The organism is Streptomyces sp. NPDC054961, assembly GCF_053609145.1.
This window is the reverse complement of record NZ_JBSGWY010000049.1, coordinates 28964-55940: the sequence shown is the minus strand read 5'-3', so window position 1 is coordinate 55940 and position 26977 is coordinate 28964. Positions and strand designations below refer to the sequence as shown.

General features: G+C 74.0%; 24 protein-coding genes, 5 tRNA genes and 1 pseudogene. 13 read left to right on the top strand and 17 right to left on the bottom strand.

What is annotated here, in order from left to right; translation table 11 throughout:
- Positions 1-108: 108 nt before the first annotated feature.
- Positions 109-891 carry a TetR/AcrR family transcriptional regulator gene (locus ACWF9Z_RS31625; RefSeq protein WP_453607886.1) on the top strand — a complete coding sequence of 261 codons (783 nt, stop codon included), beginning with the start codon at positions 109-111 and terminating at the stop codon, positions 889-891.
- 286 nt (positions 892-1177) lie between these two features.
- Positions 1178-3136: a sigma-70 family RNA polymerase sigma factor gene (locus ACWF9Z_RS31620; RefSeq protein ID WP_453607885.1), complete on the top strand. Its 1959-nt coding sequence runs from the start codon at positions 1178-1180 to the stop codon at positions 3134-3136.
- Between the two features lie 118 nt (positions 3137-3254).
- Here the strand turns inward: ACWF9Z_RS31620 and ACWF9Z_RS31615 are convergent, their stop codons facing one another.
- Complete coding sequence (locus ACWF9Z_RS31615) at positions 3255-5516, bottom strand: asparagine synthase-related protein (protein WP_453607883.1); 2262 nt, start codon at positions 5514-5516, stop codon at positions 3255-3257.
- 645 nt (positions 5517-6161) lie between these two features.
- Between ACWF9Z_RS31615 and ACWF9Z_RS31610 the strand changes: the two genes are divergently transcribed.
- From ACWF9Z_RS31610 to ACWF9Z_RS31595, 4 genes are all read left to right on the top strand, one after another.
- The gene (locus tag ACWF9Z_RS31610) at positions 6162-7871 is read left to right on the top strand and encodes a sporulation protein (protein WP_453607881.1); all 1710 of its coding nucleotides are present in this window, start codon (positions 6162-6164) and stop codon (positions 7869-7871) included.
- A gap of 78 nt (positions 7872-7949) precedes the next feature.
- Positions 7950-9149, top strand: coding sequence for an L-2-hydroxyglutarate oxidase (gene lhgO / locus ACWF9Z_RS31605; protein WP_453607878.1), 1200 nt, complete (start codon positions 7950-7952; stop codon positions 9147-9149).
- A gap of 92 nt (positions 9150-9241) precedes the next feature.
- Positions 9242-10060: a tRNA (guanosine(46)-N7)-methyltransferase TrmB gene (trmB, locus tag ACWF9Z_RS31600; protein WP_453607875.1), complete on the top strand. Its 819-nt coding sequence runs from the start codon at positions 9242-9244 to the stop codon at positions 10058-10060.
- A 97-nt stretch (positions 10061-10157) separates the two neighbouring features.
- Positions 10158-11489: a PrsW family intramembrane metalloprotease gene (locus tag ACWF9Z_RS31595; protein WP_453607897.1), complete on the top strand. Its 1332-nt coding sequence runs from the start codon at positions 10158-10160 to the stop codon at positions 11487-11489.
- Here ACWF9Z_RS31595 and ACWF9Z_RS31590 read toward each other — a convergent pair.
- The 3 genes from ACWF9Z_RS31590 to ACWF9Z_RS31580 form a co-directional block, all read right to left on the bottom strand.
- The gene (locus tag ACWF9Z_RS31590; RefSeq protein ID WP_453607873.1) at positions 11440-12480 is read right to left on the bottom strand and encodes a M23 family metallopeptidase; all 1041 of its coding nucleotides are present in this window, start codon (positions 12478-12480) and stop codon (positions 11440-11442) included. The two genes, ACWF9Z_RS31595 and ACWF9Z_RS31590, sit on opposite strands and share 50 nt — an antisense overlap.
- A gap of 282 nt (positions 12481-12762) precedes the next feature.
- The gene (locus tag ACWF9Z_RS31585; protein ID WP_453607870.1) at positions 12763-13974 is read right to left on the bottom strand and encodes a PP2C family protein-serine/threonine phosphatase; all 1212 of its coding nucleotides are present in this window, start codon (positions 13972-13974) and stop codon (positions 12763-12765) included.
- Between the two features lie 193 nt (positions 13975-14167).
- Positions 14168-14241, bottom strand: a tRNA-Met gene (locus tag ACWF9Z_RS31580).
- A 597-nt stretch (positions 14242-14838) separates the two neighbouring features.
- Here ACWF9Z_RS31580 and ACWF9Z_RS31575 point away from each other — a divergent pair.
- A complete protein-coding gene (locus tag ACWF9Z_RS31575) occupies positions 14839-15621 on the top strand; it encodes a hypothetical protein (RefSeq protein ID WP_453607868.1) in 783 nt (260 codons plus the stop codon).
- Positions 15622-15720: 99 nt separating this feature from the next.
- Here ACWF9Z_RS31575 and ACWF9Z_RS31570 read toward each other — a convergent pair whose 3' ends face one another.
- The 4 genes from ACWF9Z_RS31570 to ACWF9Z_RS31555 form a co-directional block, all read right to left on the bottom strand.
- Entirely contained in the window at positions 15721-15993 is a 273-nt protein-coding gene (locus tag ACWF9Z_RS31570; protein WP_453607865.1) for a hypothetical protein, read from the bottom strand.
- Between the two features lie 47 nt (positions 15994-16040).
- Complete coding sequence (locus tag ACWF9Z_RS31565; RefSeq protein ID WP_453607862.1) at positions 16041-16307, bottom strand: hypothetical protein; 267 nt, start codon at positions 16305-16307, stop codon at positions 16041-16043.
- A gap of 92 nt (positions 16308-16399) precedes the next feature.
- Positions 16400-16588 (bottom strand): hypothetical protein, encoded by a 189-nt coding sequence (locus tag ACWF9Z_RS31560; RefSeq protein WP_453607860.1) that lies wholly within the window; start codon positions 16586-16588, stop codon positions 16400-16402.
- Between the two features lie 5 nt (positions 16589-16593).
- Positions 16594-17169, bottom strand: a complete 576-nt coding sequence (locus ACWF9Z_RS31555; protein WP_453607858.1) for a DUF5994 family protein — start codon at positions 17167-17169, stop codon at positions 16594-16596.
- A gap of 309 nt (positions 17170-17478) precedes the next feature.
- Here ACWF9Z_RS31555 and ACWF9Z_RS31550 point away from each other — a divergent pair, with 309 nt between their 5' ends.
- Complete coding sequence (locus ACWF9Z_RS31550) at positions 17479-17997, top strand: DUF5994 family protein (RefSeq protein WP_453607855.1); 519 nt, start codon at positions 17479-17481, stop codon at positions 17995-17997.
- Positions 17998-18383: 386 nt separating this feature from the next.
- Here the strand turns inward: ACWF9Z_RS31550 and ACWF9Z_RS31545 are convergent, their stop codons facing one another.
- Positions 18384-18584 (bottom strand): hypothetical protein, encoded by a 201-nt coding sequence (locus tag ACWF9Z_RS31545; protein WP_453607852.1) that lies wholly within the window; start codon positions 18582-18584, stop codon positions 18384-18386.
- 333 nt (positions 18585-18917) lie between these two features.
- On the opposite strand from ACWF9Z_RS31545, the pseudogene ACWF9Z_RS31540 reads away from it, so the two are divergent.
- Positions 18918-19255, top strand: a pseudogene (locus ACWF9Z_RS31540) (site-specific integrase); the annotation flags it as partial.
- 132 nt (positions 19256-19387) lie between these two features.
- Here ACWF9Z_RS31540 and ACWF9Z_RS31535 read toward each other — a convergent pair.
- The 5 genes from ACWF9Z_RS31535 to ACWF9Z_RS31515 form a co-directional block, all read right to left on the bottom strand.
- Positions 19388-19460, bottom strand: a tRNA-Lys gene (locus tag ACWF9Z_RS31535).
- A gap of 173 nt (positions 19461-19633) precedes the next feature.
- On the bottom strand, positions 19634-21961 hold the full coding sequence (locus tag ACWF9Z_RS31530) for a DEAD/DEAH box helicase (RefSeq protein ID WP_453607850.1): 2328 nt from the start codon (positions 21959-21961) through the stop codon (positions 19634-19636).
- A 311-nt stretch (positions 21962-22272) separates the two neighbouring features.
- On the bottom strand, positions 22273-22848 hold the full coding sequence (locus tag ACWF9Z_RS31525; protein WP_453607848.1) for a hypothetical protein: 576 nt from the start codon (positions 22846-22848) through the stop codon (positions 22273-22275).
- Between the two features lie 130 nt (positions 22849-22978).
- Positions 22979-23353: a fluoride efflux transporter CrcB gene (crcB, locus tag ACWF9Z_RS31520; RefSeq protein ID WP_453607845.1), complete on the bottom strand. Its 375-nt coding sequence runs from the start codon at positions 23351-23353 to the stop codon at positions 22979-22981.
- Positions 23350-23853, bottom strand: a complete 504-nt coding sequence (locus ACWF9Z_RS31515) for a FluC/FEX family fluoride channel (RefSeq protein ID WP_453607894.1) — start codon at positions 23851-23853, stop codon at positions 23350-23352. The genes crcB and ACWF9Z_RS31515 overlap by 4 nt, the downstream gene beginning before the upstream one ends.
- A gap of 92 nt (positions 23854-23945) precedes the next feature.
- Between ACWF9Z_RS31515 and ACWF9Z_RS31510 the strand changes: the two genes are divergently transcribed.
- From ACWF9Z_RS31510 to ACWF9Z_RS31495, 4 genes are all read left to right on the top strand, one after another.
- On the top strand, positions 23946-24296 hold the full coding sequence (locus ACWF9Z_RS31510; RefSeq protein ID WP_449482872.1) for a metallopeptidase family protein: 351 nt from the start codon (positions 23946-23948) through the stop codon (positions 24294-24296).
- A gap of 170 nt (positions 24297-24466) precedes the next feature.
- A tRNA-Glu gene (locus ACWF9Z_RS31505) sits at positions 24467-24539 on the top strand.
- Positions 24540-24578: 39 nt separating this feature from the next.
- Positions 24579-24652, top strand: a tRNA-Asp gene (locus ACWF9Z_RS31500).
- 22 nt (positions 24653-24674) lie between these two features.
- Positions 24675-24748, top strand: a tRNA-Phe gene (locus tag ACWF9Z_RS31495).
- Positions 24749-24790: 42 nt separating this feature from the next.
- Here the strand turns inward: ACWF9Z_RS31495 and ACWF9Z_RS31490 are convergent.
- The 3 genes from ACWF9Z_RS31490 to ACWF9Z_RS31480 all read right to left on the bottom strand — a co-directional run bounded on the left by ACWF9Z_RS31490 (position 24791) and on the right by ACWF9Z_RS31480 (position 26899).
- The gene (locus tag ACWF9Z_RS31490; RefSeq protein ID WP_453607842.1) at positions 24791-25633 is read right to left on the bottom strand and encodes a cytochrome c biogenesis CcdA family protein; all 843 of its coding nucleotides are present in this window, start codon (positions 25631-25633) and stop codon (positions 24791-24793) included.
- Positions 25630-26370 (bottom strand): DsbA family protein, encoded by a 741-nt coding sequence (locus ACWF9Z_RS31485; RefSeq protein WP_453607839.1) that lies wholly within the window; start codon positions 26368-26370, stop codon positions 25630-25632. The genes ACWF9Z_RS31490 and ACWF9Z_RS31485 overlap by 4 nt, the downstream gene beginning before the upstream one ends.
- A 61-nt stretch (positions 26371-26431) precedes the next feature.
- Positions 26432-26899: a hypothetical protein gene (locus ACWF9Z_RS31480; protein WP_453607837.1), complete on the bottom strand. Its 468-nt coding sequence runs from the start codon at positions 26897-26899 to the stop codon at positions 26432-26434.
- Positions 26900-26977 lie beyond the last annotated feature (78 nt).

The window sequence follows — 26977 nt, the reverse complement described above, 5'->3', positions numbered from 1 at the left end:
TCGTATCTCGTCGAGGAGTAGGACCAGGGCCCTCATGACCGTGGCCCCCCTCGACATGAAGGCGGGGAGTGTCTCCGGGGGGAGACAAATGATTACCGGGGGATACATATGCACATTTCCGATTTCCATGCTTCTGCGACCGCTCTGTCGTCGGCCACTGCCTCTTCCGAGAGCAGCGGCCGACTGATGGCGGGCGGCGCAACGACGCACGGCGTGGGTCGTTCCACGCCGCTGCGCGTCGACGCCCAGCGCAATCTCGAACACGTACTGCGAGCCGCCCGCGAGGTCTTCGGGGAGCTCGGCTACGGGGCTCCGATGGAGGACGTCGCGCGTCGCGCGCGGGTCGGCGTCGGCACCGTGTACCGGCGGTTCCCGAGCAAGGACGTCCTGGTCCGGCGGATAGCCGAGGAGGAGACCTCCCGGCTGACCGAGCAGGCCCGGACCGCGCTCGGCCAGGAGGAGGAGCCGTGGCAGGCGCTGTCGCGCTTCCTGCGGACCTCCGTGGCCTCCGGCGCCGGACGGCTGCTGCCGCCGCAGGTGCTGCGGGTCGGCGGTCCCGGCGAGGAGGAGGCCGAGGCCGCTCGTGTGCCGCAGCAGCGTCAGGTCGTCGCCGGCGTCGGGGCGCCCGAGCTGCGGGTCGTCGGCTCTTCGCGGGGCCTGGAGGACGAGCCTTCGGACGACGCGGGCGCGGGCGAGCTGCTGGAGGTCGTCGGCCGTCTGGTCGAGCGGGCCCGGGAGGCCGGCGCGCTGCGGGGCGACGTCACGGTGGCCGATGTGCTGCTGGTGATAGCCACGGCCGCTCCCGCCCTGCCGGACGCGGCGCAGCAGGCCGCGGCTTCGGCCCGGCTGCTCGACATCCTGCTCGAGGGACTGCGGTCCCGGACGGTCTGACGCCGACCGCACCGCACGGGCCGGCCGGCTCCGGCTGGGCCCGTGCGGTGGGTACCGGCCGGCGCCGACGGTCCGGGGAGGAACGGTGCGAGGACGCTCGCCTGGTTGGCGGGCGTCCGCCCGGCCCGCCGGACGACGGCTTGCTCGAACGGGTGAGGCCGCGTACGGCGATCCGTCGCACCTTGCCCGGATGAGTGGATGGGGCGCGGACGGGCACGGGGCGCGTCCGCCGTGTGACACGCTGAATCGGTGTACCGGTTGAGTGTGTCCCGCGGGGGCTTCCGCGATGAGCGTTGACGGTCGGGAAGAGCCGCACGGTGGCGGCGAAGTCGCCGCGGGCGGCCTGCCCGCGCAGCAGGTGCCGGCCCAGCGCGAACCGGGCGGGCGGCACGCCGCCGGGGCCGGCGGGGAGCTGGCGCCGTCCGACGGGGACTTGATCGCCCGGATGCGCGGGGGCGACGACGGTGCGTACGAGGAGCTGTTCCGCCGGCACGCCGGTGCCGTACGGCGCTATGCCCGTACGTGCTGCCGCGACGGGCACACGGCCGACGACCTGACGGCCGAGGTGTTCGCGCGCACCCTCCAGGCGGTACGGGGCGGAGCGGGTCCGGACCAAGCCGTGCGGGCCTATCTCATGACCACCGTGCGGCGGGTCGCCGCGGCCTGGACGAAGACCGCCAAGCGGGAGCATCTGGTCGAGGACTTCGCGCTGTTCGCGGAGCAGGCCTCCGGGGCGGGCGACGGCGGGGGCGGGCTGACCGGGGACGACACCCTGGAACTCGGCGCGGACGTGCGGGCGATGCACGAGGCCGAGCAGTCGCTCGCCCTGCAGGCCTTCCGGAGCCTGCCCGAGCGGTGGCAGGCCGTGCTGTGGCACACCACCGTCGAGGAGGCGTCGCCGAGCTCGATCGCGCCCCTCTTCGGGCTCAGCGCCAACGCGACCGCGGTCCTGGCCGGTCGGGCCCGGGAAGGGCTCAAGCAGGCCTATCTCCAGGCCCATGTGAGCACCGCGCTGAGCTCGGGCGGGGAGTGCGCCCGGTACGCCGACCGGCTCGGGGCGTACGCGCGCGGCGGTCTGCGCATGCGGGCGGAGCGGGGACTGCGCAAGCACCTGGAGGAGTGCGCCCGGTGCCGGGTCGCAGCCGGGGAGCTCAAGGACGTCAACGCGGGCATTCCCGCGCTGCTGCCGGTCGCCGTCATCGGATGGTTCGCCGCCGGGTACGCGGCCAAGGCGGCCGGAGTCGTGGCCGGCGGGGCCGTCGCCGCGGGCGGTGCCGGGGCCGCGGCGGCCGCCGCGGGCGGATCGGCCGCCGGGGCGGCGGGGGCGGGTGCCGCCGGGGGCGTGGCCGCGGGTGCCTCGGCCGGTGGGGCCGGTGGGGCTGCTGGAACGGGCGGGGCCGGTGGGGCCCTGGCTTCGGAAGGGCTGGGGCTTCCGGCCAAGGCGGCCCTCGCCGCCGGAGTCGTGGTCGCCGCCGCGGTCGGCGTGGTGTTCGCGCTGGCCGGTGACGACCCCGAGCCGCCCGTGCGTGCGGAGCCCGCGCCGAGCGTGGCGGCCCCGCTCGCGCCGGCGGCGAAGCCTTCCACCGCGCCCGTTCAGGAGCCGGGCCCGGCGCGGGCGCAGCCGCCGACGGCACGGGGGTCCGTACCGTCGGCGCGGGTGACGCCGCCGCCGGTGGCCGGGGCTCCGGCCGCGCCGGCGCCTTCCCCGACCCGGGAGCGGCCGTCGGCGAGTCCTGCCCGCGGCCAGAGCCCGGGTCCCGGACCGAGCCCGAGCCCGGACGTGACGCCGCCAGCGCCGGCGCCGGCCGCGCGGGCGTTCAGGGTCGCCGGGCTGAGCCACTCCGCGTACGGGGACCACGACGGTCCCGAGATCGAGACCTGGCGGAGCAGCTGGGTGTGGCAGCGCTGGGGAGTGCAGATCGCCGGGCAGCGCTTCGCCCACGGCATCACCGTCGACTCCCGGTCCTCCGTGCGGATCGCGCTCAACCGGCAGTGCACGGACTTCACGGCGCGGGCCGGGGTGGACCGGCTGTCGCTGTACACGGACGGCGAGGTCCGGTTCTCCGTGTACGGGGACGGGGAGCGGCTGTGGCGGTCCGCGGCGCTCGGCCGGGAGGACCCGGCGGCGCGGGTGTCCGTGCCGCTGTCGGGGCACACGGAGGTGCGGCTCGTCGTGGAGCGGGTGGGAGGCGGGCAGTTGCCGGTGCTGGCGAGTTGGGCCGACGCGGTGATCAGCTGTCGCTGAGCGGCGCCCGGCCGTGTGCCCCCCGGGGTTCCCGGCGCTCCGGGGTCCCGGAGGGGGCCGCCGCGACGGGGCCGCCGCCGCGACGGGGCCGCCGCCGTGACGGGTGAGGCGGGCAGGGTCAGGAGAGGGCCGGGCGGCGGAGGGGGACGCCCTTGGGGACGGCTCGGCGGCGGGGGGTGGAGGTGCCCGTCCAGCAGGTGCCGCGGCGGGAGAGGAGGCGGCCCAGCCACAGTTCCATCGAGACGAGCTCGGCCAGGCCGTCCAGCGGGACGGGGAGGCCGTCCGCCGCGTCGAGCAGGGCCTGGCGCACGACCCGGGCCTCGATCAGGCCCGCGTCCGCCAGGAGGGGGGACGCGAAGAGGGACAGGAGTGCGGGGAGGGCGGCGCGCAGGCCCAGGCGGGTCGCGGACTCGTTCGGGGCGTGGGTGGTGGCACCCCACCCGGGAGGCAGTTCGCGGACCCCGGCCGAGGACAGGACGCTGCGCAGGATCGCCGCCCGCGCCCCGGGCTGGACGCGCAGGGATTCGGGGAGGGCGCGGGCGGCCCGTACGACCTGGTTGTCCAGGAAGGGCGCGTGCAGGCGCTGGCTGCGGACCTCCACGGCCTGTTCGAAGACCCGGTGGTCGGCGGCGTGGCGGGCCAGGGCCGCGCGGGCCCGGGCTTCCCCGGGCCGCAGGGAGAGGGGCGGGCGGCCCGCCGCGGCGGTCAGGCGGATCGATACCTCTGCCAGGGCCTCGCCGGTCAGCCAGGCCGCGGCCGGGCCGGGCCGGGACCAGGTCAGGGCCGCGAGCGAGGCGTCCACCGGGGAGACGGGGCCAGGGCCGGCGCCACCGTCGCGCAGCCGGGCGGCGGCCGCTTCCATACCGGCGCGGTACGGAGTACGGGCCAGGCGGCGGGCGGCGGAGTAGACGGTGAGCGGGACGGTGAGCGGCACGAGGAGGGAGTCACCGGGGGACGAACGGGCCAGGGCCGCGACCGGGCGCAGCAGATGGCGTCTGCGGCGGTCCATCAGGAGGTCGGCGAGCCGGGCGGGGTGGGCGTCGAGGACCTGGCGGGCTCCGTGGCCGGTGAAGTGGTCCGCCGACCCGGCGGCCAGGCGGCGGCGCTCGCGGGCGGCGAGGACGAGGGAGGGGCCGGGCTCGTCGGTGAGCGGTCCGTCGAGGTCCGCGTACGGAAGGGCTTCCTCGGCGGCGGCCACGACCACGTGGTGCAGGCGGGGGTTGGCGGCGATGGCGTGGGCGCGTTCCAGTTCGGGTCCGCGGCCCTGGGGGGTGGCCAGGTCGTTGAAGGTGACGGCGAGGAGGCGCTCGCCGGTGCGGCTGAGGACCGTGCCGGGCGCGCCGGGGAGGCCGGCCGCCAGCAGGGCGAGGGTGGCGGAGGCGCTGCCGCCGGAGAGGTCGGCGCCGACTCCGGGGACGGGCGCGGGGGCGCCGCGGGCCGCCCGCCGGTCGGCGGGTCCCATTCCGGGCACCGGCCCGGGATCGTGGGGCAGGGTGTCGGGAGCATGGCGGGGCGCCGTGAGCCGGGCGCGCACCGCGTCGACCAGAGCTTCCCGTACGCCCTCCACCGCGCGCTCGGCGTCGGATTCCGGGGCGGCCACCGCGAGGGAGGCCACCTGTTCGTACCCGGTGATCTCCCGCGAGCCCTCGCGCAGGATCAGCGCGTGGCCGGGCGGGATGCGGCGGACGCCGACGTACGGTGTGCCGTCGCCCAGCGCCTCCGGACTGTCGGGGCAGGCCAGCAGGGCGGCGAGGTGGCCGATGTCGAGCTGGGCCTCGATCAGGTCGGCGAGCGGGAGGGCGGCGGTGGCGTACGCGGTCCCGCTCGCCCAGGGCGTGTAGAAGACCGGGCGGGCGCCCGCGAGGTCGCCGACGACGGTGATGCGGCGGCCGGCCTGGATGACGGCGGTGTAGCTGCCGGGCCACTCGGTGAGGTGGCGCAGGGCGCCGCCGCGGGCGGCGGAGAGGCCTCGGCGCAGTTCCTCGTCGCTGGCGCCGCAGCAGCCGAGGACCGCGAGCCGGATGAAGGGGTCGGCGGGGTCGGCGGTGAGGGTGCGGATCTCGTCGGGGCGCCAGTCGCCGACGGCCCACAGGGGGTCGGGGTCTCCCCACAGGAGCTGGGCGCCCACGGGGACCACGGTGCGGTCGGCCTCGGCGGCCCCCGGGTCGTCGGGACGGTCGGCGTCGGCGAGGCCGCCGCGCAGGGGGCCGTCGCCCCATGCGTCGGGGCCGGAGCCGTAGGCGGGTGCCGATCCGTGGGCGGGCTCCGGACCGGAGCCGTATCCGCCCTGACCGGAGCTGTGCGCGGCGGCGTGTCCGGCGACGCGTCCGGCCGTGCCGAAGCTCGCGGCGATACTGCTCCACCCCACCAACCAGCGCACCGCCGCCTCCCCAGCCCGTGGGCATCCGACCGGGGTGCGGACGGCGCGGACGGCGCACGTGGGCGCGGCCGGCGGGACCCCGGGTGGCTCGGGGACCATGCTGCCACGAGACAGGCGCGGGGGAGTGGGTAAGGGGGGCGCACGTGCAAACGAACACGCGCCGTCCACACGGTATTTGGCGTTCCGCTCCCCCTGCCCCATAGGTCTGTTTCGGCCATTCTTCGACCGTACTGCGGCCCTCCCGGGGCCCCTGCGCAGGCCGGCGGCGCCCGCCGTGCGGGGCGCGGTCCGGAGGGCGGGATCCACCCCCCGAACCGTTCCGCCACCCGCGGGGATTGAGGCAGCGGCGTCCCCCGGCCCGCCGGATCCACCCAGCGGGCCGACCCACGCACCGGTCATCGAATCGCCGGGCCCCCGGTGCGGCCAGAGCGCACGGCCGGGCGCACGGCCACACGGGCGGAGCACGCGCTGACACGTGCGCCCCGGGCCCGGTCCCCTCACCGACTGTGCATACGGACAACAATCCCGCCATACGGAACTCGGGGCCTTAACGCTTGGGAGGCGGGGAACTACGCTGGGTTTACGAAATGCCGGGCGCCTATGCCCCGGCGGCGTATGCGTTCCGCGTGTGACGAGGGGTGGCGCATGTCCAGGGAGCTCCGCGAGCCCAATGAGAAGCTCGGCGCCGTCCTCGCCCTCGCGGGCATCAGCAACGCCGGGCTGGCCCGGCGGGTCAACGACCTCGGTGCGCAGCGCGGCCTGACGCTTCGGTACGACAAGACGTCGGTGGCCCGGTGGGTGTCGAAGGGGATGGTGCCGCAGGGCGCCGCCCCGCACCTGATCGCGGCCGCCATCGGCGCGAAGCTCGGCCGGCCCGTGCCGCTGCACGAGATCGGCCTCGCCGACGCGGATCCGGCGCCCGAGGTGGGGCTGGCGTTCCCGCGCGACGTGGGAGCCGCCGTGCGCTCGGCGACCGACCTCTACCGGCTCGACCTCGCCGGTCGGCGCGGCGGTGGTGGGATCTGGCAGTCGCTCGCCGGTTCCTTCTCGGTCTCGGCGTACGCGACACCGGCCTCGCGCTGGCTGATATCTCCCGCGGACGGCTCCGTGGCGCGCGAGCCGGGTCAGACCCAGGGCCAGGTCAGCGTGCCGGTACCGGCACGGGCGCAGACGGAGGCACAGGCCCAGGCCCAGGACCGCCGGGGAGCGCCGTCCCACGCGACCGCGGCAGCGCGCGAACCGGTGCCGGGTGCGGCCCCGCCGGAAGGCCTTCCGGCGCCGCCGGGCGCCCTCGTCGGGGGTGTGCCCGCCCAGCCTCCGGGCGAAACTCCCGCCGCGCCCGCACCCGGCGCATCCGCACCCTCCTCGCCCGAGCCCGCGGCCTCCCTGCCCGCGCCCTCAGCGCCCGCCGCGCCCTCCGCGGCCGAGGCCGGCCCGCTGCGCGTGGGCCACAGCGACGTGGCCAAGCTGCGCGAGGCCGCCGAGGACGCCCGCCGCTGGGACTCCAAGTACGGCGGCGGGGACTGGCGTTCGTCGATGGTCCCCGAATGCCTGCGGGTGGACGCGGCGCCCCTGCTGCTCGGCTCGTACACCGACGAGGTCGGCCGGGCGCTCTTCGGCGCGACCGCCGAGCTGACCCGGCTGGCCGGCTGGATGGCCTTCGACACGGGCCAGCAGGAAGCCGCCCAGCGCTACTACATCCAGGCGCTGCGCCTGGCCCGCGCCGCAGCCGACGTACCGCTCGGCGGGTACGTGCTGGCGTCCATGTCGCTGCAGGCCACCTACCGGGACTTCCCGGACGAGGGCGTGGACCTGGCGCAGGCCGCCGTGGAGCGCAACCGGGGCCTGGCCACCGCCCGCACCATGAGCTTCTTCCGCCTGGTCGAGGCGCGGGCGCACGCGAAGGCGGGGGATTCGGCGGCCGCCGGGGCCGCGCTGCGGGCCGCCGAGGGCTGGCTGGAGCGGGCCCGGGAGGGCGACGGGGACCCGACCTGGCTCGGCTTCTACTCCTACGACCGCTTCGCGGCGGACGCGGCCGAGTGCTACCGCGACCTCAAACTCCCCCGGCAGGTAAGGCGCTTCACGGAGCAGGCCCTTTCGCGGCCGACGGAGGAGTACGTACGCTCGCACGGGCTGCGGCTCGTCGTGAGCGCGGTGGCCGAGCTGGAGTCGGGGAACCTCGACGCGGCCTGCGCCGCCGGTACGCGGGCGGTGGAGGTGGCGGGCCGGATCTCCTCGGCGCGGACGAACGAGTACGTACGGGACCTGCTGCACCGGCTGGAACCGTACGGGAACGAACCGCGCGTCGCCGAGCTGCGCGAGCGGGCCAGGCCTCTGCTGGTGACCCCGGCATAGGCCCCGCGTGGCCTCGCTGTCGGTGGCGGGGTGCACTATGCAGGGGTGGGAGGTGTCAGCGTGGGGGGCTTGGGCAGCATGGGCAGAGTGGACTGCGACGTGCTGGTGATCGGCGGCGGAATCGTCGGCCTGTCGACGGCGCATGCCCTCGCCAGGCTCGCTCCGGGGACCCGCGTGGTCGTCCTGGAGAAGGAGGACGGCCCCGCCCGGCACCAGACGGGCCGCAACAGCGGCGTGATCCACAGCGGCATCTACTACAAGCCCGGCTCCCTCAAGGCGCGCTTCGCGGTGCGCGGGGCGGCCGAGATGGTCAAGTTCTGCGCGGAGCACGGCATCGCGCACGAGGTGACCGGCAAGCTCATCGTCGCCACCGAGCGGGACGAGCTGCCGCGCCTGCACGCGCTCGTACAGCGGGGCCGGGAGAACGGCATCCCCGTGCGCGAGCTGGGGCCGACGCAGATCGCCGAGTACGAGCCGCAGGTGCGCGGGCTCGCCGCGATCCACGTGGGGACCACCGGGATCGTGGACTACGGGCGGGTCGCGGAGCAGCTGGCGGAGTCCTCGGGCGCGGAGATCGTCTACGGCGGCGCGGTCGACCTGATCTCGCGGCGCGCGTCGGGGGTGGCGGTGCGGACGAGCACCGGCCTGGTGGTGCGCGCGCGGGTCCTGGTGAACTGCGCGGGGCTGCAGTGCGACCGGATAGCGCGGCTGGCCGGTGACGACCCGGGCATGCGCATCGTGCCGTTCCGGGGCGAGTACTACGACCTGACCCGGACCGAGCTCGTGCGCGGGCTGGTCTACCCGGTGCCGGATCCGGCCTTCCCCTTCCTCGGGGTGCACCTCACGCGGGGCATCGGGGGCGGGGTCCACGTCGGACCGAACGCCGTGCCGGCGCTGGCGCGCGAGGGGTACGGGTGGGGCACGGTCCGGCCGCGGGACCTCGCGGACGAGCTGGCCTGGCCGGGATCCTGGCGGATGGCCGCGCGGCACTGGCGGTACGGGGCGGGCGAGGTGCGGCGGTCGGTGTCGAAGCCGGCGTTCGTCGAGGCCGTACGGCGCCTGCTGCCGGCGGTCACCGCGGCGGATCTGGTGCCCGCGGCGGCCGGGGTCCGGGCGCAGGCGGTGCTGCGGGACGGGACGCTGGTGGACGACTTCCTGATCCGCGAGGCGCCGAGGACGGTCCACGTCCTGAACGCGCCGTCCCCCGCGGCCACCGCTTCGCTGCCGATCGGCCGGGAGATCGCCTCCCGGGCGCTCACCGCGCTCCGCACCGCGTAGTTCCGCGCCGGCCCTCTCGCTCCGCTCCCGGCCCCGCGCGCCACACGCCCGCGGGGCCGGTTCCTGCGGCCCCGCGTAGAATCGGCGCCATTGTGTCTGAGTCCCGTACCCCCCCGAGTCCCGCCCCCGAGCCGACGCCGGAGGCATCCACCTACGCTCCCCCGAAGTGGCGGACCGAGCCCCGGTTTCCCGACGGGCCCGCTCCCGACCCGGCGGGCTCGCACCACGAGCGGCGGATCCGGAGCTTCCAGCCCCGGCGCAGCCGGGTCACCACCGGGCAGGGCGAAGCCCTCAAGCGGCTCTGGGGTACCTGGGGCCTCGACATCGACGGACACCGGGTCATCGACCTGAAGCGGATGTTCGACGGGCTTCCCGTCGTGCTGGAGATCGGCTTCGGCATGGGCGAGGCCACCGCGCAGATGGCCGCCGCCGACCCGGGGACCGGGATCCTCGCCGCCGACGTGCACACCCCCGGGCAGGGCAACCTGCTCGCCCTCGCGGAGCGCGGCGGACTCACCAACGTCCGCGTCGCCAACGGGGACGCCATCATCCTGCTCCGCGAGATGCTGCCCCCGGATTCGCTGGCCGGGCTCCGCGTGTACTTCCCCGACCCCTGGCCCAAGGCCCGCCACCACAAGCGCCGGCTGATCCAGCCCGAGTTCCTCGCGCTGGCCGCCACCCGCCTGGCGCCCGGGGCGATCCTGCACTGCGCGACCGACTGGGAGCCGTACGCCGAGCAGATGCTCGACGTGCTCACGGCGCAGCCGGAGTTCGAGAACACGCGGGCCGACGGCGGCTACGCGCCCCGGCCGGACTTCCGCCCCCTCACCCGCTTCGAGGGTCAGGGCCTCGACAAGGGGCACGTCGTACACGATCTCCTCTTCCGCCGCACGGGTAACGCGGAGAACTGACAACGTCACTCCGCGTACCGGGGCGGCTCGGTAGAGTCATGACGTGTCCCGAGCGACCCGACCGCCCCGACCACCCCGCGATCTCCCCGCCCGCCTCATACGCCCCGTACGCCGGTTGCCGCACGTGCTCCGAACGTCCCGAGCGCGTACGTACGCACTCGTCGCGCTGCTCGCCGCCTCGGGCGTCGCGATCCTGGAGCTCGTGCGGGAACAGACGGGTACGCCCGGCTTCTTCGTCGGCATCGGCCTGGCCCTGCTGCCGGTGGCGCCGCTCATGGCGGCGTTCCGCTGGCTGGGCCGGCCCGCGCCGCAGCCGTGGGCGCAGCTGCTGTTCTGCTTCGGCTGGGGTGCGTGCGCCGCGGCGCTGATCGCCATACTGGCCAACAGTTTCGCCACCCAGTGGATAGCCGCGGCCACCGCCGATCCCTCCGACGCCGATCAGCTCGGCTCGGTGGCCATCGCGCCGGTGGTCGAGGAGAGCGCCAAGGCGGCCGCGCTGCTGCTGGTGTTCCTGTTCCGCAGACGGCAGTTCACCGGCCCCGCCGACGGGTTCGTGGTGGCCGGCTTCACCGCCGTCGGCTTCGCCTTCACCGAGAACATCCTCTATCTCGGCAACGCCTTCGACGAGGACGCCGCCAGCGGCACCGGCGTGCTGGACTCCGTGACGGCGGCGACGTTCTTCGTCCGGATCGTCATGTCCCCCTTCGCGCACCCGCTGTTCACGGTGTTCACCGGCCTCGGTTTCGGCGCCGCCGCGCTCGGCTCCGGCCGCGCGCGCCGGATCGGCCTGCCGCTGCTGGGCCTGGCCCCGGCGATGGGGCTGCACGCGCTGTGGAACAGCTCGTCGGACCTCGGGGAGTCCGGTTTCTACGTGGTCTACGGCTCCGTGATGGTCCCGGTGTTCGGGCTGCTGGTGTGGCTGGCCGTGGGGCTACGGCGCCGTCGGCTGAGGGCCGTCGCCGGGGAGCTCGCGGTGTACGCGGCCGCCGGCTGGCTGGGCCCGGCCGAGGTGCCCGCGCTGGCGTCGATGCCGGCACGGTCGCTGGCCCGCACGCTGGCCCGCAGGACGGGCGGCCGTCCGGCGGCCCGCGCGGTCGCCCTGTACGAGGCCGACGCGGTGACCCTCGCCCTGCTGCGGCGCCGGGCGCGCGGCGGCGGTCCGGCCCACGAGCCGGATTTCGCGGGCCGGGAGCGGGAGTTGCTGCACCGCCTGTGGCTGCGCCGGGCGACGGCGGGTCCGGCGCTGTCCCGGGCGGCGGTCCTGGAGGACCTGCTGCCGCCCTCCTTCGATCCGATCCGCCCCGCGCTGGCCGGCGTGCCGGCTCCGCGCGACCCGCGCGACCCGCGCGATCCGCGCGATCCGCGCGATCCGCGCCGTGCTAGACGTTCAGCCCCCTGGCCGTCAGCCATGCCAGCGGGTCCACCGTAGAGCCGCCCACGCGTACTTCGAGGTGGAGGTGCGGGCCGGTGACGTTGCCGGTCGCGCCGACCCGGCCGATGGTGTCGCCCGCCGCGACCGAGCCGCCGGTGACCGACATGGAGGACAGGTGGCAGTACCAGACCTCCGTGCCATCGGGGAGTTCCAGCACGATCCGGTAGCCGTACGCGCCGGACCAGCCGGCCGAGGTGATCTTGCCGCCGCCGACGGCCTTGACCGGGGTGCCGGTCGGGGCCGCGAAGTCGAGGCCGGTGTGGTGCCCGGAGGACCACATGGAGCCGGAGTCGCCGTAGTGCGAGGTGAGGGTGTAGGCGGAGGTGGGGAGGGCGTAGCTGCCCGCTGACTTGGCGAGCCGCTCCTCCTCGGCCTTGGCCTCGGCCGCCGCCTTGGCCTCCTGGGCTTCGCGCGCCTCCTTCGCGACCTGTTCGGCGGCCGCCGCCTCGGCCGCCTTGCGCGCGGTCTCCTGGGCCTCGCGGGCCTCCGTGGCCGCGGCTTCCTGCGCGGCCCGCTCGGTCTCGGCCCGCTCCTGGGCCGCGGCCGCCTCGTGCTGGGACTCGGCCTGCTGGAGGATCCGGCTGCGCAGGAGCTCGCCGGCGTCGGCGCTCCGGCCGGCCTGCCGCGGGATGATCCCGGTCCGGGTCCCCTCCGCGTGCGCCCCGCCGTCGGCGTCCGTGCCGCTGCCCGCGGTGTCCGCGTCGTCGTCGCCGCCCAGGACGCCGGGCAGGGAAGGCAGGGAGGGCAGGGATATGGCGACCTGGGGCCGGTCCTGCGCGGTGGCGATGCCGCCCGCGCCGACCGCCGCGATGACGCCGACTCCGAGCACCGTGGAGGAGCGGGCGAGTCCCCCGCGCTGCTTGAGCACACGGTGCTTGCCACGCAGCGGCCGGACCGAGTCCTCCGTGGGGTTCCACTCGCCCCAGGCGCCGGCGGTGGGCGGCTCCTGGACGTCGGTGCCTTCAGGGGCAGGCGAGTTGGAGGCCACCTGGGCACACTCCTCATGGACGTGCACACGCACGGCGCCGTCTCTTGCGACGGCTGGGACGACCGCGCTGCGTTATCGAACGGTAATAGAAGAAGGGGAGTGATTCCAAGCAGTTGCGATTGATCGTTAACGACAATCAGCCACGCGCCGCATGGCCCTGGCCAGTACTTTTGCGAGCAATAAAGGATCAACTCGGGCAAAAATCAAGCCTCTCCCCCACCTCTCGCGCCACATCTTCACATTGACACCCCGTCAAAAATCTTGCCGAACGCACCCTTTCGGCTACGCTCGGTTGTCTTTCGGTACCACCCGCACCCTCCGCCGCCGGTCGGGCCGCCGCTCGCCCGGCCGCTCCACCGCCAGCAGCGCCATGTCGTCCGTGGCCCCGCCGCCCGTGTGCCGGCGGACATCGCTGCCGAGCGCGCTCAACAGCGCGCCGGGCCCGGGGAAGACCCGGCCGAGCAGCCGGGCCGCCGGATCGTAGAAGGCCCCGGAGGCGTCCCGGGCCTCCGTCAGCCCGTCCGTGTACAGGAGCAGCGTGGCCCCCGCCGGAAACCGCCACTCCTGCGCCCGGTCCGGCCAGCCGCCCAGGTCCCCCATGCCCAGCGGCAGCGCCGGCTCCGCCGGGGCCAGCACCTCGAGCCCCCCGTCCGCGAACAGCAGCAACGGTTCCGGGTGGCCCCGGTTGACGAGCCGCAGCAGGCCCGCGCCCGGCGGGATCTCCCCGAGCACGCACGTGGTGAACCCCTCCACCGCGTCCAGGCTGTCGCGCCGGTTGCCCTCGCGGGCCAGCGCCCGCTCCAGCCGCTGCGCCACCGCCTCCAGCGACGGCTCGCTCTCCGCCGCCTCCCGGAACGCCCCGAGCACCACGGCGACGGCCTCGACCGCCCCCAGCCCCTTCCCTCGTACGTCGCCCACCACCAGCCGGACCCCGTACGGGGTGTCCTGGACGGCGTACAGGTCCCCGCCGATGAAGGCGTCCGCCACCGCGGCCTCGTACGAAGCGGCGACGCGCAGGCCCGCGATCCGTTCGGCGGGCGTCGGCAGGACGGCGCGCTGTGCCGCCTCGGCGATCTCGCGCGCCGAGGCGAGCCGCTCCGTACCGCGCCGCACGACCAGGTTAATGAGCGTGGCCAGCCCGGAGACGGTCAGGACGGTGACCAGCTCGGTCAAGGCCTCCACCTTCCAGGTGGTGCCGTTGTAGAGGTGCAGCACGATCACGGCGAGCGTGGCCGCGATCCCGGTCAGGACAGTGGCCCGGAGCGTGAAGAGGGGAGCGGCGATCAGCGGGGCGGCGGAGAAGAAGGGGGAGCCCGTGAAGCTGGGCGGGGTGAGGACGTCGAAGAGGAAGCCCAGGGCGATCAGGGCGGCCGGGAGCATCGTGACGATCCGACGGACCGCGGCGCTGCCGGCGACCGCGCCGAACGCGCGCTCGCTCCTGCCCTGCCGGCCCAGCCCCGCCACGCTGCTCTCCTGCCGCCCGGTCCCTCGCATCAGGTGCGGGCCCACCGCCGCCTCGCCCCCAAGACTCGCCGCAGGAAGGCCGGTTCGGCGACCCGGGCGGGACCGTTCGGGTGAGGCGGGACGCGGACCACGGGCCCGGGTACGGCCGGTCGCACCGTGAAGGAGCGACTCCGGGTACGACGAAGGCCCGGTTCCCCAAGGGGAACCGGGCCTTCGTACGGAGTAGCGGGGGCAGGATTTGAACCTACGACCTCTGGGTTATGAGCCCAGCGAGCTACCGAGCTGCTCCACCCCGCGTCGGTAAACCCAACTCTACGCCATCCGGGGGGAGGCCTGCGCCAATTGTTGTCCACGCCACCCCAGAAACGGGCATCGCCGCAGGTCAGACGGCCATATCCCGGCCGGAGGAGGCCAACTGGGTGCTGTCCGGCCACATCTGGCGCCGCACCGGATAGGCCTCTCCCGCCCCGTCGATCGCCCCGGAGCCTCCCCTGAACCACACGGTGCCCCGGCCGTCGGACCGGACGGGGCACCGGGAGCAGGAGGCCATGTCGGACTCGAACCGACAACCAACGGATTGAAAGTCTCGGCACGATCATGCCGGGCCCTCCCGCTCGGCCCGCCGAGGTCCGGCGATGCCCGGTCAGAGAGCTGCACCGTGCCGTTGATCCGTGCCAGACCGGCCAGACCGGCCAGACCGGCCAGACCGGCCATGCCGGCACGTCCGCTCACGCATCGCTCACGCCTCGCTCACGCATTCGGCAGCGCTGGGGCGCACACCGCACCGCCCGCGCCGAAGGAATCGCTGCCGGCGGACCTGGTCCATCTGCTGATCCATGGCGTCCTGGCAGGTCCTCCCCGGTACCGGAGGTTTCCGGGACTAGCCTCCGCATCATGCTGCGTATCGCCGACACCCGAACCGGCCGGCTCGTGGAGATTCCTTCCGCACACCGCCACCTGCTGCGCATCTGCGTCCACCTGCCGGTCATCGGCACGGGGATCGGTATGGCGCAGCTGCGGGCCCCGCTGGTCGGCGACGTACTGGCGCGCGCCGCGGAGCTGCACGGCCTGCAGGCCCTTACGGCTCTCACCACGTCGGACCTCCCGCATGAGCAAAGCCAGGCGCTCGATCGAGCCATGGCTGCTCTCGGCATCCACCCGCCCGCCACCATCGGTGTTCACCAGCTGACCGACACGTTCTGCGCGGCCGCCGACGTGCACGTCCTCGCGTACGGCGCGGTTCTGCCGGACGCGGCCGGCGGAGTCCGGATCGAGGTGGGCGAGGTCAGCGCGCCGCCCCCGGACGGATTCGCCCCGGCGGGGACCGATCCGCTGGCTGTGAGGATGCTGTTGCTCGGCCGTGCCTACGGCATGCCCGTCAAGGTCGACAGCTCCGCGCTTGCCACGGCCCGGCGGACGCTGACGCACTGGCGGCAGCACGTGGCCGAATGGGCGGAGCAGCCGTCCAGGCCGATTCCTGCCGACGAGCTGCGGCAGGCTCAGGCCGTGCTCGCCGACGATCTCGGCGTCCCCGCCGTCCTGGACATGCTGGCCGGCGTCGCGGCACGCGCCGAGGTGCCGGCCGGCGCCAAGTTCGAGACGTTCGCCTTCCTCGACCGCGTCCTCGGGCTGGACCTCGTACGCGAGGTCGGCCACCAGCACCAAGCGACGCCATGACTCCGGGCACCTCCGGCGCCTGGTCGTCCTGCGGCACCATGTCCGCCTGGTCGTCGGCCGTGCGCGGCCGACCGCCGGGGCTGAAGGGCGAAGGACCGCTCAGCCGTGTTCTTCCTCCTCGGCTTCCATGCGGCGGATTCCTTCGTGGGTGAGGGTGACCATCTCGGGGGTGTTGCCGGGTTCCCAGTCGACGGTGATCAGGCCTTCGCCTGCCAGGTAGGTGCAGGCTGCGGCCAGGTCCTGTTCCGGTACGTGGAGGTCGCGGCGTAGCTGTGCTCCGGTGATGCCGAGGAGGCGGTTGCCTTCGATGGCTTCGTACAGAACCCGGAGCACCTGTTCGCGGTAGGTCTTGCGTTCGTGCAGGGTGGCCATGACCGCGGCCTCTCGTGTGCGGGGCGGGGGCTTCGAGCCCGGGGTTCTCAGGTCTCGTCGAAGTGGGCGCCGGTGCCGACGCGGGTTCTGCTGGCGGCCAGCCAGGAGCGGGTGGGTCCGGCGGGTGTTGCCGTGTCCACGGTGAGGTGGAGGCGGGTGTCGCCGTCGAGACCGGGGTAGCTGCGTTGTTCCGCGCCGGCGAAGCAGTGGCGAAGTGCCTCCGCGACCGCTCGGGCGGCTTCGGGGGTGTGGGCGATGATCCGGACGTCGGCGCTTCCGATCGACGGCAGTGTCTGGGTCTCGATGTACTTCACGTGGGCGTGTTCCCTTCGTAGTGGGCAGGGCATGCGCCGGGCGGGCGCGGGGCGCCCGCCCGCCGGCCCCGGTCAGGAGGAAAACGTGTTCCTCACCGGCCGACATCCGTGCGGTGGGCTCGACGACTGGTGTCGTCCGGCAGACCGGGAGGTCTCGGCAGGGGCTCGCTGAAGTGGTGGGCCGCGATCCGCGCGTCGTGCTGGGCATTGAGCAGGTGGATCAGGCGCATTCCGATACCGGTCGCGAGGATGATCACCGCAATGAGGACGATGGTCTCCATGGCGCTCACCTCCAGCCGTTCCCGGGCAGTGGGAGAGTGCGTCGGTCGATCGGATTCCCGAAGGGGGACATGCAGGCTCCGCCTTCGCCTTCCCAGCCGGCTTCCTGGCGCTGGGTGTCGCGTATGCCGCGCCCGATGGCGGCTTCGTTGGCCATCAGGACGCTGGCGGTGAGGAAGCTGCCGGGGATCGCGGCGGCGGCCATCAGCCGGGCCGCGGCAGCGGGCTCGGTCTCGGGCGGGATCACCAGCAGGTCCCAGCGGCCGACGGTGTAAGAGAGCAGGATCAGCTTGTCGGGGTCCTGTTCGGTGAACCAGCCCACGTGCAGCGTATGCCCGGCCACGGGAATCGTGTGCGGGATGACGGGCCAGCGGGTGGGGTTCACGGTGACGCGGGTGACGCGCCCCCAGGGCTCTTCCAGGGCGGCGGCCAGCGCGGGGAGCTCGGTTTCGAGGTCACGGGAACGGGGCCACCAGGCACCGTCCAACTGGCTTGCGAGAGCGGTCTTCGGCGTGAGGGACAGGCGTGCCGTAACCACGGGAGCACCCACGGGGGATTCGGCGCGGCCAAGGGTCGTAGTCATGTCGCGGACCCGTCCCCGGGCCGTTCGCGAACGGCCCGGTGCAGTGATCGCCGGAAACGACGTCCGCGCGGAGCGGGTGTGCGAAATGCTCCCGGTCTCTCCACCGTACTCCGGTTGAAGGCCCCGGAAGCAGGTTCTGACCAGGTAATTTCCGGCAGCGACGGTTCGGTTGGAGAGTGCTTCACCGCGGGGGCGGACGGAGTACCGTGGAAAGACGGAGGCATTTCCCCGTTCAACAGCCTTCCGACGCCGCTGTCGGCCGTCGGCCGTCGGCCGGGGGCCGCCGTACCGCGAGACAGGCGAACCACCATGGCCGCATCCGACATCCCCGTCCCTCTGAAGTTCCTCCCGGACGCGATCCACCAGGCGGTCGAGCCCGGCACCGCCCTGCTTCGGCTGGAGACCACGCAGTCCCGCCAAGGGGTCCTCGACGGCGCCTGGTGGCCGCGCTCAAGGAACGTCACGACCGAGCTGCCCGCCCTGATCACGGCACTGACCGGGCACCTCGGGCCCGTCACACGGGTCGGCCTGGACGCCACCGCCTGGCAGGACATCCCGACCCGCCTGGTCATCGACGACCAGGTCGTGCACCTCGACTCCGACCCGGTCGGCGACGACACCGTCCTCATCACCCGCGGCCACAACGACCACTTCGCGCTGCTGGTGGTTCCCCCGGACACCCCCGCCGATGCCGCCCGCGAGGCGATGGCTCGTGCGGTCCGGGCCGACAACGTCACCCAGGCCGCCCAGATACTCATCGCCACCACGAGCACGCCGGCAGACGCTCAGCCCAGGGCTGACGGCGACGGCCGTCCGAAGGCGGACTGAGGCAAGGAAGGGCGACGTCCCTGGGCTGGTGTCGACCGGCGGCCGGGGCCGGCTGGGAGTGCGGCAGCCAGCAGGTCTGTACAGGCCGAAGGGACTCAGGATGATCCAGCCAGCGGATATCCGTGAGTGGCGTACCCACGATGTGGTGAACGCCGACGGGCACAGGATCGGAATCGGAATGCTGGAGGTCATCGGCGCCGTCGCCGACGGCTGTTCTTCCTCCTGGCCGAACTGGACCTCGACCCCGCCCGGGTACTGGGTCACCTCGACCGCCTCGAAGCCGGCCCCGACCCCTCGAGGCCGACGTCGGGCGGGACGTGACAGAGCCCGGCCGGGGTGACTGTGGACCGGCCGGGCTCTGGGCGTGGCGGCGCGTGGTGCTCTGGTCAGAACGTCTCGTCGTGCAGGTCCTCTTCGCGCAGCAGGTCGTCCTCGCGGCGGCGCGAGGTCTCCTTCTGGCCGGGCTTCTGTCCCTGCTCGCGGGACAGCTTGCCCGGCTGGGGGTGGGCGGGATCTCCGGGGCGATGGTGCTCCTGCGCCTCGCGGCCCTTGCCCGGCTCCTGACGCTTGTCCTGCCTACCGTCCATGACGGCGACTCCTCTTGATGCGTGGGGTACGGATTCTTCTCGCATCACGCTGACACGCACCGTGACGGTCTGCATCATTTCGACGACGGAGCGAGGCACACGGATGACGCCCGTCCCCGGTGTGGCGGCACCGGGAGGCGGGCCGTCCCTTCTGTGCGGAGGATGGGCGCGGTCCCCACCCGGTCAGCTGTCAGGAGTCCGTCCCAGGCTGGAGCGCTCGCTGCGCAAGGACCGCGCGGAGGTCACCTTCGTCCTGCCCGCCGACACCCCCGCCCGGCCCGGTCAGCGTGGTGGGCGACTTCAACGACCGGCCTCCGGCCCCGGATCGGGCATCTCCGCCTCGACCGTCCGAACGTCGCCCACTTGGCCCGCCAGTTGAAGGAGCGGAAGAAGCGGGGAAAGCCCGGCAGGACACCGGCAAGGTCTTCACTCAGGAGAACGGGGCCTGGCTCCACCCCGAGACCGCCCCGGAGACCTTCCGGCAGATCCTGGCCCGCACCGACCTGCCGCCGATCACCCTTCGTGATCTACGCCACGTCAAGGAGACGCTCCGCCACTCCACGATCACCCTGACCTCGGACACGTACACGAGCCTGCTTCCCGAGGTCGACCAGGCAGCCGCAGAAGCAGCGGCCCAACCGGTGCCTCGTGCCCGCTCGTCCGACTCCTGACCAGGGCATGACGGGCCGTCCGCTCACGCATCGCTCACGCACGGGCCCGGAAACGACTGAGCGCCCCCCCTGGCCGAAACCAGGTGGGGCGCTCAGTGCCAGGTCAGAGGGTTTCCCTCAGCCCGGGAGCAGTAGGCCATGTCGGACTCGAACCGACAACCAACGGATTAAAAGTCCGCTGCTCTGCCAATTGAGCTAATGGCCCTCGACGTGCTCACCCCAGAGCATAGCCGCAGACCGCCGGAGCGCCGATCGCATATCGGCTCTCCGGGCCCGGGATGTCGGTGCGGGCCGCGCGCTGGTCCGGACGCGAACAGGGCCCCTACGACGAGGTGTCGTAGGGGCCCTGCCGTGGATCGGTCGGCTCAGAGCCTCGGATCAGCCGTTGCGCTTCCAGCGCGGCTTGTCGTCACGACGGCCGCCGAAGGAGGAGCCGGTCGAGCCGGAGCCCGACGGACGGTGGTCGCCACCGGAGCGGAAGCCGCCACGGTCGCCACCGCGGTCGTCACGGTTGTAGGTGCCCGACGGACGGTCGTCGCGGTTGTACGTGCTGGACGGACGGTCGTCGCGACGGAAGCCGCCACCGGAGGGACGGTCACCACCGGAACGGAAGCCACCACCGGACGGACGGTCACCACCCGAGCGGAAGCCACCACCGGACGGACGGTCACCACCGGAACGGAAGCCACCACGGTCGCCACCGCGGTCATCGCGGTTGAAGCCGCCCGACGGACGGTCGTCGCGACGGAAGCCGCCACCGGAGGGACGGTCGCCACCGGAACGGAAGCCACCACCGGACGGACGGTCACCACCCGAGCGGAAGCCACCACCGGACGGACGGTCACCACCCGAGCGGAAGCCACCACGGTCGCCACCGCGGTCGTCACGGTTGAAGCCGCCCGACGGACGGTCGTCACGACGGAAGCCGCCACCGGACGGACGGTCGCCACCGGAACGGAAGCCGCCACCACGGTTGTCGTCGCGACGGAAGCCGCCACGGTCACCGCCGCGGTCGCCACCACGGTCGCCACCACGGTCGTCGCGACGGTTGTCACGGCGCTCGTAGTTGCCACGGTCGTCACGGCTCTGGAACGCGGGGCGCTCCTCGACGGCCGGCACGGCCGCCACGGCAGCCGCGACCTCGGCCTCGGCCTCTGCCGCGACCTCGGCGACAGCGGCCGCCACGCCGTCGGCGTCCTCGCCGCGCTCACGCGCGGAGCGGGCGACCAGGCGGTCGGCCTCCTCGCGCAGTTCCACGGCACGGCGCGACAGGCGCTCCAGCTGCTTGGTGAGGTCGGCGACCTCGCGCTCGGCCTGCTTCGCGGCGTTGTTCGCGGAGTCGGCCTGAACCTGCGTCAGCGAGCGGGCGCCGGTGATCTCGGCGACCTCGGGGTCGAACGCGCCGACGCCCTGGACGATGTGGCGCGAGGCGTCCACGCCCGCGTCCTCCATCAGACGGAAGATCTGGCGGCGCTGGTGCGGCAGGGCGAGGGAGACGACCACGCCCGACTTGCCGGCGCGGGCGGTGCGGCCCGAGCGGTGCAGGTAGTCCTTGTGGTCGCCGGCCGGGTCCACGTTCAGGACCAGGTCGATGCCGTCGACGTGGATGCCGCGGGCGGCGACGTCGGTCGCGACGAGCGCGTTGACGTAGCCGTCCTTGAAGTCGGCGAGGACGCGGGTACGGGCACCCTGCGTCATGCCGCCGTGCAGCGCGTCGGCCTTCACGCCGGACTCGATGAGCTGCTCGGCGATGCGGTCGGCGCCCAGCTGGGTGCGGACGAAGATGATCGTGCGGCCCTTGCGGGCGGCGATGGCGGCCGTGACGGGCGCCTTGTCCTTCGGCTTCACGACGAGGACGTGGTGCGTCATGGTCGTGACGTTGCCCTGCGCGCTGTCGACCTCGTGCGTGACGGGGTTGGTCAGGTAGCGCTTGACCAGCGTGCCGATCTCGTTCTCCATGGTGGCGGAGAAGAGCATGCGCTGGCCGCCGCCGGGGATCTGGTCGAGCAGCTCGGTGACCTCGGGCAGGAAGCCCAGGTCCGCCATCTGGTCGGCCTCGTCGAGGACCGCGACCTCGACGTTGCCCAGGGAGCAGGCGCCGCGGTTGATGATGTCGCGCAGACGGCCCGGGGTGGCGACGAGGACGTCGACACCGCGCTCCAGAGCGAAGATCTGGTTGCTCATGGAGGTACCGCCGCAGACGACCTTCATCTTGAGGCCGAGCACGTCGCCGTAGGGCTGGAGGGCGTCCGCGACCTGCATCGCGAGCTCACGCGTCGGCGTCAGGATGATCGCGCGGGGCTTCTTCTTCTCGGTGTGGCCGCCGGCCAGCAGGGCCAGGGTCGGCAGACCGAAGGAGAGGGTCTTGCCGGAGCCGGTGCGGCCACGGCCGAGGATGTCCTTGCCGGCCAGGGCGTCCGGGATGGTCGCGGCCTGGATCGGGAAGGGCGCGGTGACGCCGTTCTGCGCGAGCTTGCGCACGATGCCGTCCGGCAGACCGAGGTCGCCGAAGGTCAGGGTGGGCTCGGCGTCGGCGTCGTCGGCCGCGTCCTCGTCGAAGTCGGTGGTGGAGTCCTCGAAGGACCCGCCGGTCGTCACGTCGGCCTCGAGGGCCTCGATGATCTCGTCGGCGACTACGGCCTCGAGGGCCTCGGTGACCGCGAGGGTCTCGGCGTCGACGATCTCGTTGGAGTCGTTCTCGGGCATGACGGAACGGTCAGAACTGGAAATGGACATGCGAAATGCGAAACCTTCCGGAGTCTCGGCACGCGCCCAAACTCCGTGAATCGCAAATCGACCGCCTCAATGCGGTCAGCCACGGCTAGGGAGAGTACGCGCCACGCGGCGCTCTTCGGATTCGGCGCCGGGCAATGGGATCAAACGATCTATAACCATACGCACCCTCCCCGGGGTCTGGCAAGTCGCTCCCCCAAGAAGGGCTCTGACCAGCACAAACACCGGTGGAGAGGTCGGACGCTCCAGGGCCTTCACCCCGGCGCCGCCGCCATCCGGGGCCTCTACTGGGAGCCCGGGGCGCCGCTCGGGTCCGGCTGCGAGGGCGCGGGACTCGGTGTGGTTTCCGTCACGGGCGGCGGCGAGACGGGCGGCTGCGGGGTCGGCGGCTGTGCGGTCGGGGAGGCCTGCTGTCCGCCGCCGGAGCCGCCCGCCCCGCCCGCACCGCCGGCACCCGAACCGGAGCCGCCCGGGGGCTGCTGGCCGCCCTGGCCGCCCGCGCCGCCGCCCGGCCCCGCCGAAGGCGAGGGAGCCCCGGGCACGCCGGCCGGCGCCCCCGGGCTGGGAGAGGCCCCGGTCGCGCCGGAGGCCTTCCCGGGCTCCCCGGTCTTGCCGTCCTGGCTGACCGTGCCGTCCTTCGCGCCGTGGACGCCGCCGTGCGTCCCGGAGCCCTTGCCGGACGAGGAACCGCCGCCGGACTTGCCGCCCTGGAGGCCCGCCGGGGAGGAGGGTCCGGGCCGCGCGCCGTCCTCGCCGACGCTCATGCAGCCCGCCGTCGCCGCCACCGCCAGCGCGGCGAGGGCCAGCCCGAGGGGGCGCGGCGGGCGGCGGAGTCGGAGGGAAGCGGTCAACTGGCGCATGGGGCACCTCCGGAACACAGGCAAGAGTCCGCGGTGAGCGGGTCAATGTGCCCAACTCCCTTTGCCCCGTAAGAGACACGCTCCAACGGGGAGGAGGGCACCGGGCGCCCGGCGGACGGACGCCGCGCCCTCAGGCGAACAGCTGGCGCGCCACCTGGAAGCCGAGCGTGACCCCGCCCAGCCCGACCAGCACCGACCCCGCCGCGTTCGCCACCGCGAGGAACGTCCAGCCCCGCTCGGCCAGTCGGAGCGTCTCGTAGGAGAACGTCGAGTACGTGCTCAGCGCCCCGCACAGGCCCGTCCCGAGCAGCAGGCTCAGCCGCGAGGAGGCCGCGCCGTCCAGTACCGCGCCCGTCAGCGCACCCAGCAGCAGACAGGCGGTCGCGTTCACCACGAAGGTCCCCCACGGGAAGACCGAATCGTGCCGGGCCTGCACCGCCCGGTCGCCCAGGTAGCGCAGCGGCGCCCCCACGGCGGCGCCCAGGATCACCACCAGCCAGTTCACCGGCCCACCGGGGCCGCGCCCCGCACCCCGGTCCCGCCGTCGCCCACCGCGCGCCGGGTCACCGCCGCCGCCGCCCACACCGCGCCCAGCGCGCCGGCCACCGTGAGCCCGGCGTACGCCAGGGCCGTCCCGGCCTCGCCGGCGTCGAGCAGGCGCGCGAAGTCCACGGCGTAGGTGGAGAAGGTGGTGAACCCGCCGAGCACCCCGACCCCCACGAAGGCCCGTACGAGGGGACGGGCACGACGGCCGCCCTCGCTGATCAGCACCATGAGCACGCCGATGAGCGCGCAGCCCGACACGTTCACCCAGAAGGTCCCCCACGGGAAGGCCCCGGGCGCGGCCGGCCACAGCAGGGCGACCCCGTACCGCGCCGAGGCTCCCACGGCGCCTCCGGCCGCCACGGCCGCGAGCACCCGGCGCCGCGGTTCGGCGCGCTGCGCCGGGACGTGGAGGTCGACGTCCGGGTCGATGGCCTCGCCACCCTCCACCGGCCGGGTCATCCGCGCCCCGCTGCACATGTCGCCACCCGGCCATTCTCGCGCGCCGCGTCCCGGCCCGCCGCGATCGGCCGCGGACACGGGAGAATGGCGGGGTGCTGGAGATGACGCGTGACGCGTTCGAAGAGCTGGTGGCCGAAGCCCTGGATTCGATCCCCGAGGACCTGACCCGGGTCATGGACAACGTGGCCGTGTTCGTGGAGGACGAGCCCGCCTCCGACGACCCGGACCTGCTCGGCCTCTACGAGGGGACCCCGCTCACGGAGCGGGGCGAGTGGTACGCCGGGGTGCTGCCCGACCGGATCTCGATCTACATGGGTCCGACCCTGCGGATGTGCGGGAGCCCGGAGGAGGTGGTCCACGAGGTCGCCGTGACGGTGGTCCACGAGATCGCCCACCACTTCGGCATCGACGACGAGCGGCTGCACGCGCTCGGCTGGGGCTGACCCGCTCGGCCACGGCGGACTACGGCGGCCGGTGCCGGGCCGCGCCGGGTCCGGCCCGCCCCCTCCCGGACCTGCGGACCCGCCCGGGGAAACCGTTTTGGCGATCGCCGCCGCCATCCCATATGCTTCTCACGTCCCCGACGCGCTGGAAAGTGCCCGGCGGGCCTTTAGCCCTCATCGTCTAGTGGCCCAGGACGCCGCCCTTTCAAGGCGGTAGCACGGGTTCGAATCCCGTTGGGGGTACGCATTACCTTGTGCGAGACTTGTGCTCGCACATTGCAAGGACCTGTGGAGCAGTTGGTTAGCTCGCCACCCTGTCAAGGTGGAGGTCGCGGGTTCAAGTCCCGTCAGGTTCGCTGAAACCGGAAACGGTTTCGTGGCTGGGTAGCTCAGTTGGTACGAGCGATCGCCTGAAAAGCGATAGGTCGCCGGTTCGACCCCGGCCCCAGCCACAGATCGAGAAGGCCCCGTCCCCCGGACGGGGCCTTCTCGCGTCACTCCCCTTCGCTGCCGGCCGCCGCGCGCGCCCGGCGGCGCCACTGCACCAGGCCCACGCCCGTCGCGACCACGGCGACCAGCCCGAGGAGCACCCCGTCGGGGACCGCGTCCGCCACGGTCCGGACCCGCTGCTCCACGGCGAACGAGTCGTCCACGTCCAGCAGCCCGGGCAGCGCGCTCGCCCCGTCGTAGATCAGGAACAGCGCGCCGAGCACGATGAAGAACAGGCCCGAGGCGAGCGAGGTCGTGTGCAGTTCGAAGCGGCCGACCGAGAAGGCCCGGCCGCGCAGCCAGCGCCGGCGGCCCAGGTCGAAGCGCTCCCAGAGCAGTGCCAGCACGAACAGCGGCACCGCCATGCCCAGCGCGTACACCGCCAGCAGCAGGCCCCCGTAGACGGGGCTGCCGCTGACCGCCGCCACGGTCAGGACGCTGCCGAGGATGGGCCCGGCGCAGAAGCCGGCCAGCCCGTAGACCGCGCCCAGCGCGTACACCGACAAGGCGGTGGTCGGCCGGATCCGGCCCGACAGCTCCGAGATCCGCTTCGAGGCGAAGCCGAGGCCCAGGATCTGGGCCAGCCCGAGCGCGATGATCAGCCAGCCGCCGAAGAGCACGAGCCCGTCGCGGTTGCCGTGGAAGAACCGCCCGGCGTACGAACCGGCCGCGCCCAGCGGTACGAGGGTGCTCGCGAGGCCCGCGTAGAAGATCCCGGTGCGCGCCAGGAGGCGTGAGGAGGAGTCGATGGAGTAGGCGAAGAAGGCGGGCAGGAGCAGGGCGCTGCACGGGCTGAGCAGCGCGAGGAGGCCGCCCAGCAGGGCGGCCAGATAGCCGATGTCGGTCACTTCGCGGCCGCCTGCGCCTGCGTCTTCGCCCGGGCGATGGCGTCGGAGAAGGCCTCGAGGGGCTGGGCGCCGGCGATGGGCTGCCCGTTGACCAGGAAGGACGGGGTGGAGGTGACACCGATGCGGTAGCCCTCCTCCTGGTCCTTGCGCAGGGCGGCGCCGGCCTGCTCCCCGGCCATGTCCTTCTTGAAGCGCTCCAGGTCCGGGACCCCGGCCTGCTGCGCCAGCTCGACGAGACGGTCCCCGCCGAAGCCCTTCTCCTTCGAGCCCTCGGCGTAGGCGGCCGCGTGGAACTGCGCGAAGCGGTCCTGCTGCCCGGCGGCCCAGGCCGCCTTGGCGGCGGTCTCGGAGTCGGCGCCGAAGATCGGGAAGTTGCGCCACTCGATGCGCAGGGTGCCGTCCTCCACGTACTTCTTCACCAGCTCGGGCTCGGTGTCGCGGGCGAACTTGCCGCAGTAGCCGCACTTGAAGTCGGAGTACTCGATCAGGACGACGGGGGCGTCGGCGCGTCCGACGGCGAGCTTGTCGCCGGACTCGCGGCGGGCCAGCGCCCTGAGCTGCGCGGCGGGGCCGGCGGCGGACTCGGTCTCGGGCGCGGACGCGGCGGAGATCCGGCCGGAGGAGTCCTCGGGCGCGGTGGCCTGCCAGGAGACGATGCCGAGGGTGACGGCGGCGAGGGCGACACCGGCGCAGATCAGCAGGGGCTTGCGGGAGGAACGGGACGGGGAAACGGGCATGGGGGTGCTCCAGAGCTGTGCGGGGCGGGACGGGCGGACCGGGCGGATGCGACCGGTCCTCCTAGACCCGCATCACGGACAGCTCCAGCGAGGAGGGCGCCGACTGGCCGGGCCCGTGCGTCAGGCTCCGTACGGGTATCACGCGCGGCCGGACCGGCACGGCGGGCGGCGACCCCGCGGGCGGGACCTGCGCCTGGTCGGGCCCGGACCGCGCGGGCAGGGACGGGACGCCGTCACGGCCCGGGGACCCGGGCGCACAGGCGGGCCCGGGGGACCCGTCGGACGCGAAGGCCACGGGGTGCGGCTCCACGGCGGCCGCGGGCCGTCCCGGATCCGCGGCCGGGACGGGCGTCGTGGCCGCGGGCGTGGTGGCCGTCGCGGAAGCGGGCGTCGCGGAAGCGGGCGTCATAGAGGCGGCCGTCACGGAGGCGGCCGTCGCGGAAGCGGACCCGGCCGCCAAGGTCCCGGCCAGCAGTGCCCAGCCCAGCAGCACCGCGAACACGCACCGCAGGCGCCGGGGGCGGGACATCGTGGGCAGCCTCTCACTCGTACACGCGGGGGAGTCGGGGGGACTCAGGAGGAGTCGTCCCGAAATGGTACGGGTCCA

What these genes read in the sequence shown, in the direction of transcription:
- ACWF9Z_RS31570 (WP_453607865.1), bottom strand. Translation starts at nt 15,993, where the DNA reads ATGGCCACCCTGCACGAACGCAAGACCTACCGCGAACAGGTGCTCCGG.
- ACWF9Z_RS31485 (WP_453607839.1), bottom strand. Translation starts at nt 26,370, where the DNA reads ATGCCCGTTTCCCCGTCCCGTTCCTCCCGCAAGCCCCTGCTGATCTGC.
- ACWF9Z_RS31480 (WP_453607837.1), bottom strand. Translation starts at nt 26,899, where the DNA reads ATGTCCCGCCCCCGGCGCCTGCGGTGCGTGTTCGCGGTGCTGCTGGGC.
- ACWF9Z_RS31545 (WP_453607852.1), bottom strand. Translation starts at nt 18,584, where the DNA reads ATGGACGGTAGGCAGGACAAGCGTCAGGAGCCGGGCAAGGGCCGCGAG.
- ACWF9Z_RS31550 (WP_453607855.1), top strand. Translation starts at nt 17,479, where the DNA reads ATGGCCGCATCCGACATCCCCGTCCCTCTGAAGTTCCTCCCGGACGCG.
- ACWF9Z_RS31610 (WP_453607881.1), top strand. Translation starts at nt 6,162, where the DNA reads ATGTCCAGGGAGCTCCGCGAGCCCAATGAGAAGCTCGGCGCCGTCCTC.
- ACWF9Z_RS31555 (WP_453607858.1), bottom strand. Translation starts at nt 17,169, where the DNA reads ATGACTACGACCCTTGGCCGCGCCGAATCCCCCGTGGGTGCTCCCGTG.
- ACWF9Z_RS31585 (WP_453607870.1), bottom strand. Translation starts at nt 13,974, where the DNA reads ATGCGAGGGACCGGGCGGCAGGAGAGCAGCGTGGCGGGGCTGGGCCGG.
- ACWF9Z_RS31515 (WP_453607894.1), bottom strand. Translation starts at nt 23,853, where the DNA reads ATGACCCGGCCGGTGGAGGGTGGCGAGGCCATCGACCCGGACGTCGAC.
- ACWF9Z_RS31625 (WP_453607886.1), top strand. Translation starts at nt 109, where the DNA reads ATGCACATTTCCGATTTCCATGCTTCTGCGACCGCTCTGTCGTCGGCC.
- ACWF9Z_RS31575 (WP_453607868.1), top strand. Translation starts at nt 14,839, where the DNA reads ATGCTGCGTATCGCCGACACCCGAACCGGCCGGCTCGTGGAGATTCCT.
- ACWF9Z_RS31620 (WP_453607885.1), top strand. Translation starts at nt 1,178, where the DNA reads ATGAGCGTTGACGGTCGGGAAGAGCCGCACGGTGGCGGCGAAGTCGCC.
- ACWF9Z_RS31560 (WP_453607860.1), bottom strand. Translation starts at nt 16,588, where the DNA reads ATGGAGACCATCGTCCTCATTGCGGTGATCATCCTCGCGACCGGTATC.
- ACWF9Z_RS31530 (WP_453607850.1), bottom strand. Translation starts at nt 21,961, where the DNA reads ATGCCCGAGAACGACTCCAACGAGATCGTCGACGCCGAGACCCTCGCG.
- ACWF9Z_RS31525 (WP_453607848.1), bottom strand. Translation starts at nt 22,848, where the DNA reads ATGCGCCAGTTGACCGCTTCCCTCCGACTCCGCCGCCCGCCGCGCCCC.
- lhgO (WP_453607878.1), top strand. Translation starts at nt 7,950, where the DNA reads ATGGGCAGAGTGGACTGCGACGTGCTGGTGATCGGCGGCGGAATCGTC.